14 protein-coding genes are annotated in these 11577 nt (G+C 69.0%); 2 read left to right on the top strand and 12 right to left on the bottom strand.

Going from position 1 to position 11577, the window contains the following annotated elements; translation table 11 throughout:
- Positions 1-14: 14 nt before the first annotated feature.
- A complete protein-coding gene (locus tag B9Y70_RS07120; RefSeq protein WP_205410423.1) occupies positions 15-449 on the bottom strand; it encodes a DUF3499 domain-containing protein in 435 nt (144 codons plus the stop codon).
- 88 nt (positions 450-537) lie between these two features.
- Here B9Y70_RS07120 and B9Y70_RS07115 point away from each other — a divergent pair, with 88 nt between their 5' ends.
- Complete coding sequence (locus B9Y70_RS07115) at positions 538-990, top strand: metallopeptidase family protein (RefSeq protein WP_085549572.1); 453 nt, start codon at positions 538-540, stop codon at positions 988-990.
- A 60-nt stretch (positions 991-1050) separates the two neighbouring features.
- Here the strand turns inward: B9Y70_RS07115 and B9Y70_RS07110 are convergent, their stop codons facing one another.
- The 3 genes from B9Y70_RS07110 to B9Y70_RS07100 form a co-directional block, all read right to left on the bottom strand.
- A complete protein-coding gene (locus tag B9Y70_RS07110; RefSeq protein ID WP_085549571.1) occupies positions 1051-1368 on the bottom strand; it encodes a WhiB family transcriptional regulator in 318 nt (105 codons plus the stop codon).
- A gap of 259 nt (positions 1369-1627) precedes the next feature.
- Positions 1628-2719 (bottom strand): mannose-1-phosphate guanylyltransferase, encoded by a 1092-nt coding sequence (gene manB, locus B9Y70_RS07105; RefSeq protein WP_085549570.1) that lies wholly within the window; start codon positions 2717-2719, stop codon positions 1628-1630.
- Positions 2712-3623, bottom strand: a complete 912-nt coding sequence (locus B9Y70_RS07100; protein ID WP_420838440.1) for a glycosyltransferase family 2 protein — start codon at positions 3621-3623, stop codon at positions 2712-2714. Before B9Y70_RS07100 ends, manB begins: the two co-directional genes overlap by 8 nt.
- A gap of 70 nt (positions 3624-3693) precedes the next feature.
- Between B9Y70_RS07100 and B9Y70_RS07095 the strand changes: the two genes are divergently transcribed.
- Positions 3694-5337, top strand: coding sequence for an LCP family protein (locus tag B9Y70_RS07095; RefSeq protein WP_085549569.1), 1644 nt, complete (start codon positions 3694-3696; stop codon positions 5335-5337).
- Between the two features lie 4 nt (positions 5338-5341).
- Here the strand turns inward: B9Y70_RS07095 and B9Y70_RS07090 are convergent, their stop codons facing one another.
- The 8 genes from B9Y70_RS07090 to B9Y70_RS07055 form a co-directional block, all read right to left on the bottom strand.
- Positions 5342-5695, bottom strand: coding sequence for a RidA family protein (locus B9Y70_RS07090; protein WP_085549568.1), 354 nt, complete (start codon positions 5693-5695; stop codon positions 5342-5344).
- Positions 5696-5885: 190 nt separating this feature from the next.
- Positions 5886-6743, bottom strand: coding sequence for a prenyltransferase (locus B9Y70_RS07085; protein WP_085549567.1), 858 nt, complete (start codon positions 6741-6743; stop codon positions 5886-5888).
- Entirely contained in the window at positions 6740-7030 is a 291-nt protein-coding gene (locus tag B9Y70_RS07080) for a lycopene cyclase domain-containing protein (RefSeq protein WP_085549566.1), read from the bottom strand. Before B9Y70_RS07080 ends, B9Y70_RS07085 begins: the two co-directional genes overlap by 4 nt.
- Entirely contained in the window at positions 7027-7359 is a 333-nt protein-coding gene (locus B9Y70_RS07075) for a lycopene cyclase domain-containing protein (RefSeq protein ID WP_085549565.1), read from the bottom strand. Before B9Y70_RS07075 ends, B9Y70_RS07080 begins: the two co-directional genes overlap by 4 nt.
- A complete protein-coding gene (gene crtI / locus B9Y70_RS07070) occupies positions 7356-8927 on the bottom strand; it encodes a phytoene desaturase family protein (RefSeq protein WP_085549564.1) in 1572 nt (523 codons plus the stop codon). Before crtI ends, B9Y70_RS07075 begins: the two co-directional genes overlap by 4 nt.
- Positions 8924-9811: a phytoene/squalene synthase family protein gene (locus B9Y70_RS07065; protein WP_085549563.1), complete on the bottom strand. Its 888-nt coding sequence runs from the start codon at positions 9809-9811 to the stop codon at positions 8924-8926. The genes crtI and B9Y70_RS07065 overlap by 4 nt, the downstream gene beginning before the upstream one ends.
- The gene (locus B9Y70_RS07060) at positions 9804-10760 is read right to left on the bottom strand and encodes a polyprenyl synthetase family protein (protein WP_085549562.1); all 957 of its coding nucleotides are present in this window, start codon (positions 10758-10760) and stop codon (positions 9804-9806) included. The genes B9Y70_RS07065 and B9Y70_RS07060 overlap by 8 nt, the downstream gene beginning before the upstream one ends.
- Entirely contained in the window at positions 10757-11536 is a 780-nt protein-coding gene (locus tag B9Y70_RS07055; RefSeq protein ID WP_085549561.1) for a glycosyltransferase family 2 protein, read from the bottom strand. Before B9Y70_RS07055 ends, B9Y70_RS07060 begins: the two co-directional genes overlap by 4 nt.
- Between the last annotated feature and the right edge of the window lie 41 nt (positions 11537-11577).

Raw genomic sequence — 11577 nt, 5'->3', positions numbered from 1 at the left:
ATACCCCTGCCCGCTCAGGATTCGGTGGCCGCATCCTCGGTGTTGATGATGCGCAGGTGCGCCCGGCGGCGCTGCTTCTCGTCGTAGACACGACGGGCGCGGTGCACGGGATGCGGGGACGTCTCCGGGTCGGCCGGATCGTCCGGGTTGAGCTCCGGCCCGGCGGAGTCCACGAGGCCGCTGGTCACGCGGCCGGCCTCCCGCACGGCCTCGGCCAGGGCGGTGAGATCCTCATCATCGTCGATGTCGATGTGGTTGACGCGCAGCATCTCCCAGCCCAGGGGGGCGGTGATCTTCTCCGCGTGATGGTCGCACAGGTCCCAGCTGTGGGGCTCGGCGGCGGGCGCCAGCGGTCCCACGACGGCGGTCGACTCGGCGTAGGCGTACGTCATGGTGGCGACGGCAGGCTTGCCGCAACCCGGGCGGGAACAACGTCGGAACTGGCTCACGGCCACCAAGTCTAAACCCTTCCTTGAGAATCTGGTACCCCCGCGCGCCGCGACCTGTCCGGCCGGCGCGCTGCCTAAGATCTCTGGCATGCACACCAGGACGTTCCGCGACCGCCGCGGCCGCGGGCTGCGCGGCCCCCTCCTCCCCATGGAGGCGCCCCGCTACCGCACCCGCGGAGAATCCTTCGACGTCGCCGTCCTCGAGGCCTACGCCCCCATCCAGCACTCCTACCCCGGGCAGCTGGCCCACCTCGACATCGCGGTGGACACCGTGCCCCGCATGCGCCTGCGTTCCGACACCATCCTGCCCGACGAGATCGTCGCCGACGGCCCCGTCCCCCTCGGCCGTGTCATCCCCGCGGGCATCGACGCCCAGGGGCGCCCCACCCGCGCGCGCCTCGTCCTCTTCCGCATGCCCATCGAGCAGCGTTGCGCCAATCCGCAGGAGCGCGAGGAACTGCTCACCGGCATCCTCACCGCGCTCGTCGCGCAGTATCTCAACCTCGACCCGCGTGACATCGACCCGGACTTCCAGTTCTAGGGCGTCGAGAGGCGGGAATCACGAAAGCGACCCCGCAGGGTCGCCGGGTGAACGCGTGAGCTAGCCGATCTGCTTCTTCAGGCGGCGGCGCTCACGGTCGGAGAGCCCGCCCCAGATGCCGAAGCGCTCGTCGTGCTCGAGTGCGTACTCGAGGCAGTCGTCGCGGACCGCGCAGGCCTGGCAGATGCGCTTGGCCTCGCGGGTGGAGCCGCCCTTCTCCGGGAAGAACGCCTCCGGGTCGGTCTGGGCGCAGAGTGCCTGGTCCTGCCACTCCTGCTCCACTGCCCCGAAGAGTTCGTCGAGACTCATCTCTGCAGCCGATCCGTTGATGCTGGCCACTCCTCCACGGAGAACGGCCCCGTTAGCCATGTCTTCCACGGTGTCCCCCTTCTCCGATCGGTGGTTGGTTGTGCTGTTTCTAACACTGATGTGATTACACACGCGATCACTAAATGTCGTCAACCGAAAAAGGTGGGAATATCCCCGCAATGCACGTTTCCGCAGGCACCGATTCACACGAGTCACACCAGCAACAGGCGAATCTGCCAGGGGGTGAACATCGGGGGTACGACATGTAGTGGCGGGTCCGATCCCTGGCAACAACTGACAGGAATCTCAGCCCGTTATCGGCGTGTCGTCACGCATCCGAGGAGAAACGCACTCCATTGTCCGGGATGATCACACCTGGCCAGACCCGCATGCCGCTCTCCAGCTCACACCGCGCACCGATCTGCGCGCCCTCCCCGATGACACAGCCCGTGATCCGGGCGTTCGCCCCGATCCGCGCGCCGGAGGCGATGATGGAGTCCCGGATGACCGCACCCGGCTCGATGGTGACGCCGTCGAAGACCACCGTGTCGTCGAGACGGCACCCCGCCCCGATCTCGGAGCCGCGGCCGACCCACGTGCCACCGACCAGGATGGTGCCGGCGGCGACGCCCGCCGTCTCGTCGACAAGCGACTCACCGGTGCGACCCTCCAGCAGCGGAGAATGGGCGATACCACGCACCAGGTCGGAGGAGCCGCGGACGAAGTCGTCCGGGCGGCCCATGTCACGCCAGTACGCGTAGTCGACGTGGCCGTAGACGCGACGGCCCTCCTCGAGGAGCTTAGGGAAGGTCTCCCGCTCGACCGAGACGACGCGCCCGGCGGGGATCTCCTCGATGATCTCGCGGCGGAAGACATAACAGCCGGCGTTGATCTGGTCGGTCGGCGGGTCCTCGGTCTTCTCCAGGAACTCGAGCACACGGCCGTCCTCCGAGGTGGGGACGCAGCCGAAGGCGCGCGGGTCGGGGACGCGGACGAGGTGCATCGTGACGTCCGCCTCCTTCTCCGCGTGGGTGGTGAGGATGGCCCGCAGGTCGGTGCCGCCGAGGACGTCGCCGTTGAACACCATGACGGTGTCGTTGCGTAGCTTGTCGTAGACGTTGCGGATGCCACCGCCGGTGCCCAGCGCCTCCTCCTCGACGACGTACTCGATCTCCAGGCCCATGTCGGAACCGTCCCCGAAGTACTCCTCGAAGACCTCCGCCCGGTAGGAGGTGCCCAGGACGACGTGGGTGATGCCGGCGGCCTTGATGCGGGCCAGCAGGTGCTGGAGGAAGGGGTACCCGGCCGTCGGCAGCATCGGCTTCGGCGTGTTGACGGTCAGCGGGCGCAGGCGGGTGCCGCGGCCGCCGACGAGGATGACGGCGTCGGTACGCGAGGGGTCGACGGTGCGATCAGACATGCAGGTCCTTTCGGTTGGTGCGGGCCCGGGCGACGGCGATGGCACTCCGGGCCTTCAGGCCACCCCGGATGAGCCCCCGCAGGGGCGCCTGCCACCAGTGTGGCAGGCGGTCCGCCTGGAAGCGGTAGGCCGACTCGTGGTGTGCGGGCAGCATGGCGTCGGCGTGCTTGCCCGCGACATGCCCCTTGGCGTGGGTGATCTCGGCCGAGGGGCAGTAGATGTTACGGAACCCGGCGCGTGTGAACCGGTCGCCGAGGTCGACGTCCTCCATGTACATGAAGTAACGCTCGTCGAAACCGCCGACGGCGTCGAAGGCGTCCCAACGCACGAGCAGGCACGATCCGGACAGCCAGCCGGCCGCCCGCTCCGAGCCCATGTCGGCGTTGTCCTGGTAGGAGCGGGTCCACGGGTTCGACGGCCAGATCTGGCCGAACAGGGCGTGGCCGATGCCGTTGCGCAGCGTCGGCACGGCGCGGGCACTGGGGTAGATCGTGCCGTCCGGCTCGACGATCCGGGGGCCCACGGCGGCGGCGTCGGGATGCCGCTCCATGCAGGCGATCATCGCGTCGACGGAACCCTCGCCGAACACGACATCGGGGTTGCTCAGCAGCAGGTACTGCGCGTCGATGTCACCGGCGTCCCGGGCGGGCCGCAGATGGCGGGCCCCGACATTCATGCCGGTGCCGTAGCCGAGGTTGCCGCCGGTGGGCAGGTACTCGACGGAATCGCTTGTCGACGCCGCCTTCTCCGGCACCCCGTCCGTCGATCCGTTGTCGGCCAGCACGACATGGACGCCCCTGGTGGTGGCGCCGGGCAGGCTGTCGAGGAAGGCCCGGAGGTGGCGTCCCGGGGAGTAGGTCACCGTGATGACGGCGACCGGAGCTGTCTGCGAGGTGGTCACAATGCGTTGAGCATAGTGGGATTCGTTGTCACGCGACCGCTGCGCCACTCCCGATGACCTAGACTTAGGCCCCGTGAGTGACAAGTATCGCCGCGTGCGCGACATCCAGGCTGCCCCGAGCGCCGCGTCTTCGGCGCGCCAGTACGGCCCCGCGCCGGTGAAGACGATCCTGGCGATCTTGTCCGTACTGACCCTCATGCTCTCCGGCCTGGGCTATTTCGCCGTCGGCCGCCTGGGCTCCGACGTCGCCTCCGCCGGCAACCTCACCCTCGGCGGTGGTCAGGGGCTCAAGGGCAAGGCCGAGGACGGCGCGACCGACATTCTGCTCGTCGGCTCCGATTCTCGTACCGACGCCCAGGGCAACCCGCTGTCCGACGAGGAGCTCGAGCGCCTGCGCGCGGGTGTCGACGACGGTGAGGAGAACACCGACACCATCATGGTCATCCGCGTGCCCAACGACGGTTCCTCGGCCACCGCCATCTCCATCCCCCGCGACACCTACGTCGCCGATCCCGAGCACGGGAACATGAAGATCAACGGCGTCTTCTCCGCCCACAAGTCCGCCAAGGTGGGCGAGCTCATCGAGGGTGGGGCCTCCGGTGAGCAGCAGGTGGAGAAGATGGGCATCGAGGCCGGCCGCCAGGGACTCATCGGTGCCGTCTCCGACCTCACCGGCGTCGAGGTCGACCACTACGCCGAGATCGGACTCTTCGGCTTCGTCCTGCTCACCGACGCCGTCGGCGGTGTCGACGTGTGCCTCAACAATGATGTCCAGGACGAGTTCTCCGGCGCCGACTTCCACGCCGGCGTGCAGACCCTCGACGGTGCCCAGGCACTCGCCTTCGTCCGCCAGCGCCACGGCCTGCCCCGCGGCGACCTCGACCGCATCGTCCGCCAGCAGGCCTACATGGCCTCCCTCGTGAACAAGGTGCTGGCCGCCGGCACCCTGACCAACCCCACCAAGCTCTCCGACATGGGCACCGCCGTCGAGCGCTCCGTCGTCATCGACGACAACTGGGACATCATGTCCTTCGCCACCCAGCTGGCCAACCTCGCCGGCGGCAACGTCGTCTTCAACACCATCCCGGTGACCTCCATCGACGGCGTCGGCGACTACGGCGAGTCCATCGTCACCGTCGACGTCCCCACCGTGCACGCCTTCATGGACGATCTGCTCGGCGACAAGGACGCCCCTGCGGAAGGCACGGAGGGCTCTGAGGGCGAGGACGGCGAGGTCGTCGAGGAGGCCCCCGCGGCGAAGCTCGAGGGCACGGAGATCCACGTCCTCAACGCGGGTGTGACCACCGGCCTCGCCGGCAACGTCGGCGGCTGGCTCAACGAGGAGGGCTACGAGGTCGTCGAGGTCACCAACGCCCTGCCCGGCATTTACACCGTCTCCCAGGTCGTCGCCGCCGACGCCACCGACCCCGACGCCCTGGCGCTCGCCGAGGCCCTCGGCGGCCTCGAGGTCACCGAGAACGCCGGCCTCGACGCCGACACCCTCATCGTGGTCACCCACGACGACTGGACCGGCCCCCTCGGCGACGCCTCCCTCGTCGGTGACTCCTCCTTCGGCCCGTCGACCGGCGCCGGTGTGGGTGCCGGTGAGGAGACCCCCGAGAGCGAGACCGTGGGCACCCCGGGTTCCGACTTCGGTGAGGCCGAGGTCGCCCCGGAGATCGACGCCGGCGGCAACGGTCCGCGCTGTGTGAACTAGCCCGCTACTCCCCCACGTACGCGATCGCGTCGATTTCCACCGTCGCGCCGTAAGGCAGGCGCGAGGCCTCGAGGAAGGTCCGGGCCGGGCGGGCCTGCGCGAAGTGCTCGGAGAACTGCTCGTTGGCCTCCTCCCGCAGGGTGATGTCGGTGACGAAGTAGGTGAGCTTGACCAGGTCCTTGAGTTCGCCTCCCGCGGTGGCCAGGCGCTCGGTCATGCGCTCCAACGCGGCCGCGAGGGCCTCTCTGCGGCCCTCCACCGGCTGGTAGTCCCTGTCCACGGACAGGGCCCCGGAGACGAAGATGAAGTCGCCGGCGCGCTTGGCCATCGAGTAGGGGTGGTCGGAGGTCGGCTGCATGGCGGGTCCTTTCAGGTCACAGCGTTGAGGGCTCGGTGCCCCCATGATGTCCGGTTCACGTGACCCCTGCCACGATTTCCGAAAACCACCCCTGAAAGAGCCCGGCGAGTGCACCGCGGTTCGGCCACTTAGGGGGTGTTTGAACCACCCGTAAGTGGCCGAACCGCGGTGGAGTTCCTCCCACGGGCCCCTAGAGATACACCGTCGCCAGAGACACCGTGACGATCGCGCCGACGAGATAGTTGAGCCACAGGAACACCCGCCAGGCGCGGTTGACACTCTCGCAGGTGTCGTCGGTGATGTTCCGGAAGCGCAGGGTGTTCGCCACATATCCCAGTCCGGCGATGCCGACGATCCACCCCGGGGCGGGCAGCAGGAAAAGCAGCAGCGCGGCCACCAGATAGGCGCCGGCAGCCAGGCGGGTGGTCGAGCGGGCGCCGAAGGCGGTGGCTATCGACGAGAGGTCACCCTCGCGGTCGGCCTTGACGTCCTGCACGGCCCCGAGCGCGTGGCTGGCCATGCCCCACAGGAAGAACGCACCGACGGCGACCCAGAAATAGCCGGGCAGCTCCCCCACCCGGATCGTCGCGCCGACGATCGCGGGGGTGACGAAGTGCGCGGAGGAGGTGACCGAATCGAGCACCGGGCGTTCCTTGAAGCGCATCGGCGGCGCCGAATAGGCCACCACCGCAGCCATGGAGAGCGTCAGCCAGAACGCCGACTGCCACGTGCCGGAGGCGTACATGACGATGAGGAAGGGCAGCGTCGTCAGCGCCGAGGCCCACAGGAGCGGGGCGTGCATGGACTTCGGCAGCACCGCTCCTTCCACGCCGCCCTTGCGGGGGTTGCGGATGTCGGACTCGTAGTCGAAGACGTCGTTGATCCCGTACATCGCGATGTTGTACGGGATGAGGAAGAAGACGACACCGACCCAGAACAGCCAGTCGAGGCCGCCGCCCACCAGCAGGTACGCCAGTCCGTAGGGGAAGGCGGTGTTCACCCAGCTGATGGGACGGGAGGCGGCGAGGATACCGCGCAGCATGCTCATCGACGCCCCTTCCCCAGCCACAACGCGGGGATGACCAGCGCGGCGAAGACGGGGTAGAAGAAATCCTCGATGGGCACCAGGCCCAGCTGGAGGCCCAGGCGCTGCTCCTCGCCGTAGCCGACGAGCTCCGCCCAGATCATCACGTTGTCGAAGATGGCGGTGAGCACCAGCAGGACGGCCATGACCAGGCCGGTGACGGCCCACTGGCGGGGCACCGCACCGCGGCGCCACCAGGCGACGGCCGCACCGAGGATGAGAAACGGGACGCTGATGAGCAGGTAGGTCATGCACTCACCTGCCTGGCGCGGGCGTCGAGAAGCAGGCGCGCACCGGAGGTGAGGTTGATGGTGAGGTAGGTGAGGAAGAACAGGAAGATCGGCTCCTCGATCGGCATCTCGGGGGCGAGTTCGATGCCCGTCATGTAGTCGGAGGCACCGCGATAGAACGATCCGGTGACGATGCCCAGGGCGTCCCACACGAGGAATGCCCCGACCACCACCACTGAGAGGAGTGCGGCGCGGCGGGCGTCGTGGAAGAAGGCGAGGCGCCACCGCCAGTCGCACAGGACCATGCAGCCCAGGGTCACGAGCAGAATGGTCAGATACGCGAAGCTCACGCACCCACCTCCGGCAGAGGACCGGGGCTCGAGTCGCCCCGCAACCGCTTGATGACGTTCTCCGCGGAGATGAGGCACATCGGCACACCAACCCCGGGTACGGTCGTCGCGCCCGCGTAATAGAGCCCCGCCACCTTCCCGGAGACGTTGCGGCCGCGGAGGAACGCGGACTGCCTGAGCGTGTGCGCCGGACCGATCGAACCGCCGCTCCAGGCGTGGTAGCGCTCGGCGAAATCGGCGGGGCCGACGGTGTGGCGGGTGACGATGCGCTCCGCCAGATCGGGGATGCCGGCCCACGCGGCGATCTGGTCGACGGCGGCGTCGGCGATGGCCTCGACGGCCGGGGTACCGGATCCGCGGAACAGGCTGCCGTGGCCGAGGGAGGCGTCGGCACGCACGGGCACGAGGACGAAAAGATTCTCGTGGTCCGGCGGCGCGACCCCCTCCTCGGTGGCGGAGGGCATGGACACGTAGATCGACTGGGAGGCGTCGAGCGGGCGTTCCGGTTGCGGGCCGTCGAAGACGGCGGCGAAGTCGGTGGACCAGTCCTCGCTGAACAGCAGGTTGTGGTGCACGAACTGCGGCAGGCGTCCCGTCACGCCGAGCATGACCAGCACCGTGCCGATGCCGGGGTCGCGCTTGGCGAAGTACTTCTCCGGGTAGGTCCGCAGCTCTGCCGGCAGGAGCCGGGTCTCGGTGTGGTGGAGGTCCGCGCCGGAGACGACGATGTCGGCGCTCAGCTCCTCGAGCAGCCCCTCGGCGGTGCGCACGCGCAGCCCGGTCGCCCGCTTATCGACGGCCGTAATCGCCGTGACCTGCGTGTTCATCCGGAACTGCACCCCCTGTTCCAGAGCCAGTCGGTGGAAGGACTCGACGACGGAGGTGAAACCGCCGACCGGGTACCGCACGCCCTGCACCAGGTCGGTGTGGCTCATGAGGTGGTAGAGGGCCGGAGTGGACTCCGGGCGTGAGGAGAGGAACACCGCCGGGTAGGTGAGGATCTGACGCAGGCGGGTGTCATGGAAGCGCTTGTCAACGAAGTCCTGCAGCGAGCCCGTGAGCAGCCGCCCGAGCGTCCCCGCCCGGGTGAGCACGTCGCGGTGGACGAGCGGCTTCAACGCGGAGAACGTCGTGTAGAGGAAGCGGTCGAGGGCGATCCGGTAGGAGTCGCCGGCGCTGTCGAGGTAGTCCCGCAGCCGCTGCCCCGCCCCGGGCTCGATCGACTCGAAGAGCTCCGCGGCCTCGTCGACTCCGCTGGGCACGTCGACGGGCGCGCCACGCTCGGGGAACACCCGGTAGGCGGGGGTGAGGTCGACGAGGTCGAGCTGTTCCTCGCTGGTCGTCCCCAGCAGTCGGAAGAAGTGCTCGAACGCGTCGGGCATGAGGTACCAGGAGGGGCCGGTGTCCCAGCGGAAGCCGGGGAACTCCTCGACGGTGAGGTCCCCGGCGCGTCCGCCGACGGTGTCGAGCTTCTCGACGACGGTCACCTCGTACCCCTCCTTGCCCAGCAGGGCGGCGGTGGCCAGGCCGGCGACGCCGGCTCCGATGACCAGTGCGGTCCGGGTCATGATCGTCCTTCTTTCATACGGGAGGAGCGGGCCACGGCTTTCGCGAGGATGGCGGCCTTGGTGCGACGGGGAACGCTGATCCGCCGCCGGGCCAGTTCGGCGGCGGGGGTGGCGTCGATACGCTCGTTGAGCTCGGCGAACAGGTTGGTCGCGGCGAGGACCCCGGCGCGCGCCGTCGGCGGGAGGAGGGGGATGACGGCCGCGGCGTCGGCAAGCTCACCTCTGATCTCGGCGACGAGCCGGGACTTGTCGTCCTCCGTGAGCGAGGTGATGTCGACGCCGGGGAAGTAGCTGCGGCCCAGCACGCCGGCGTCCTCGCGGAGATCGCGGAGGAAGTTGACCTTCTGGAACGCCGACCCCAGGGAGCGGGCTCCGGCCTCCAGACGCCGCCGCTCCGCGTCCGTCACCGGGTGATCGACGAGGAAGGCCTGCAGGCACAGCAGGCCGATGACCTCGGCGGATCCGTAGACGTACTCGTCGAAACTGCCCTGGTCGTGGCTGGACTGGGTGAGGTCGCGGCGCATGGAGGCGAAGAACGCGCGCACGTGGGCGGGGTCGAAGTCACAGCGCCGCGCGGTCTGGGCGTAGGCGTGGAGGACCGGGTCGACGTGGAAACGCTGCGCGGGGGCGGCGAGAACGGCGGCCTCGTAGTCGTCGAGAACCTGCTCGCATTCGCGGTGACTGGCACCCGCGGCCTCGACGGTGCCGTCGACGATCTCGTCGGCGATGCGCACCATGGCGTAAAGGTTGCGGATGTCGCGGCGCACGCTCGGCGACAGCAGTCCCGTGGCCAGGGAGAAACTCGTCGAGTACGAGGAGATGACCTTGTGCGCGGCCTTGACGGCCATCCGGTCATAGCGGTTGAGGTAGTCGAACTCAGGCATAGGTACGCAGCATCCCTTCGATCCGGTCGGTCACCTCGTGCAGATCCTCCCGGATCCCGGGCTCCAGCACAGCCTTGTCGATGAGCGTACGCGCCACGTCCAGATGGGCCTGGCCCTCCCCCACCACATCGGCGATGATCTCGGCCAGGCGCAGCGGGTCAGCGTCCGCACCGTCCTCCATGCGCATGGTCATGAGCGTCGCGCGACCGTGGAGGACGTCCCCACCGGCGAGTTTGCCGGTTTCCACGCTCTGCCCGACTGTCCCGGCGATGTCGTCGGCGGCCTGGTAGGCACGCCCCAGCTCGCGGGCGATGGGTTCCATCGGAGCCGGGTCCCGGCCGGCCGCCAGCGCGCCGAGCTTGAGCGGGGCCCCGAAACTGTAGTCGGCGGTCTTGAGGTGGTTGCTCAGACGCACGAGCTCCGGATCCGGGTCGCTGATGGAGTGCGCGATGTCGAGGACCTCCCCGACGATGGTCTGCTGCGCGGCGGCGTTGAGGATGCGCAGAGCGTCCCGCACGAGGGTGTCGTCCAGGCGGGAGTCGATGAGGATGCCGATCGCGCTGTTGAGCCCCAGGTCACCGGTGGTGATGGCTATCGACGTTCCCAGATGGGCGTCGCCGAACTCGTCCCGGACGGCGGCGTGCACGGTGGGGTGGCCGCGGCGGGTGTCGTCCCGGTCGATGATGTCGTCGTGGATGAGGAACGCCCCGTGCATCATGTCGACGCACGCCCCGAACACGGTCGCCGCCTCCAGTTGCACCCCGGTCACCTGCCCGGCGGCGATGTGCACGAGCCGGGCGCGCAGGTGCTTCCCGCCCAGCGCGAACGTGGACACTCCCCGGTAGGCGTGGTCCAGCAGCGGCGAGGAGGCCGGTGCGACCGTGCTTATCGACGCCACGTAGTCGTTCAACAACGCCATGCTCGCGTTCACCCGTTCCTGGAGGGTCATGCCAGCACCTCCTTCATTCGTTCGCCGAGCAGTCCGCGGGCCGCCAGGCGCCGATGGGGTGGATGGTACCGCCACGCCCGGAGGATCGTGTGCATCCCGCGGTGGAAACGCCGGACGGTCTGGCGCGCGCCGTGGAGCGGGCGGGCGTCCATGTCGAGCGTGAGGTCCGGCTGATACCACACCGTCTCATCGGGGCGGACCTCGAAGGACATCTGCATGTCCTCGTGAGAGAACGTGTCCGCCGAGTCGAGGCGGGGCCGGATCGTCTGCCACCAGTCGCGGCGCACGGAGTAGTTGGTGCCGAACAGCGGGTGGTGCCCCAGGGCCGACCCGACGGAACGGCGGTAGGCGGACAGGTAGGTGGCGCTGGCCAGGTCCCCCCGCCACCCGGGCAGTTCGAACCGCGCGACGCCGGTCACCCCGACCACCCGACGCCCCGGGGAGCGGTCCGCGGCGTCCCACGCGGCGTGAAGACGGGTGAGGTAGTCCGCGGGGGCATGTACGTCGGCGTCGACACGCGCGAGGATGTCGCCTTCCGCCGCGTCGAAACCGGCGTGCGTGGCCCAGGTGATGCCGCGGCGCGGTTCGGTGATGACGCGGGCCCCGGTCTGCGCCGCGACGGCCGCCGTGTCATCCGTCGACCCGTTGTCCACCACGATGATCTCGTCGGCCGGTGTCTCCTGGGCATGGAGCGAGGCCAGGCAACGGCGCAGCAGATGCGCATCATTGAGGCACGGGATGACGATGCTGATGGTGCGGGGCGCGGGGTCGGGCACGAGGAAGCTTTCCGGTTAGTTGTCTGCACTTTTTGGAGCAG

It is taken from the genome of Corynebacterium pollutisoli (assembly GCF_900177745.1).
Lineage (GTDB): Bacteria > Actinomycetota > Actinomycetes > Mycobacteriales > Mycobacteriaceae > Corynebacterium > Corynebacterium pollutisoli.
Note: the sequence above shows the minus strand (reverse complement) of the source record. Positions and strands in the feature narration are given on the sequence as shown.

Bases quoted from the DNA above. Each gene is read 5' to 3' on its own strand.
- B9Y70_RS07115 (WP_085549572.1), top strand. From the start codon at position 538: ATGCACACCAGGACGTTCCGCGACCGCCGCGGCCGCGGGCTGCGCGGC.
- manB (WP_085549570.1), bottom strand. From the start codon at position 2,719: ATGTCTGATCGCACCGTCGACCCCTCGCGTACCGACGCCGTCATCCTC.
- B9Y70_RS07090 (WP_085549568.1), bottom strand. From the start codon at position 5,695: ATGCAGCCGACCTCCGACCACCCCTACTCGATGGCCAAGCGCGCCGGC.
- B9Y70_RS07085 (WP_085549567.1), bottom strand. From the start codon at position 6,743: ATGAGCATGCTGCGCGGTATCCTCGCCGCCTCCCGTCCCATCAGCTGG.
- B9Y70_RS07080 (WP_085549566.1), bottom strand. From the start codon at position 7,030: ATGACCTACCTGCTCATCAGCGTCCCGTTTCTCATCCTCGGTGCGGCC.
- crtI (WP_085549564.1), bottom strand. From the start codon at position 8,927: ATGACCCGGACCGCACTGGTCATCGGAGCCGGCGTCGCCGGCCTGGCC.
- B9Y70_RS07065 (WP_085549563.1), bottom strand. From the start codon at position 9,811: ATGCCTGAGTTCGACTACCTCAACCGCTATGACCGGATGGCCGTCAAG.
- B9Y70_RS07060 (WP_085549562.1), bottom strand. From the start codon at position 10,760: ATGACCCTCCAGGAACGGGTGAACGCGAGCATGGCGTTGTTGAACGAC.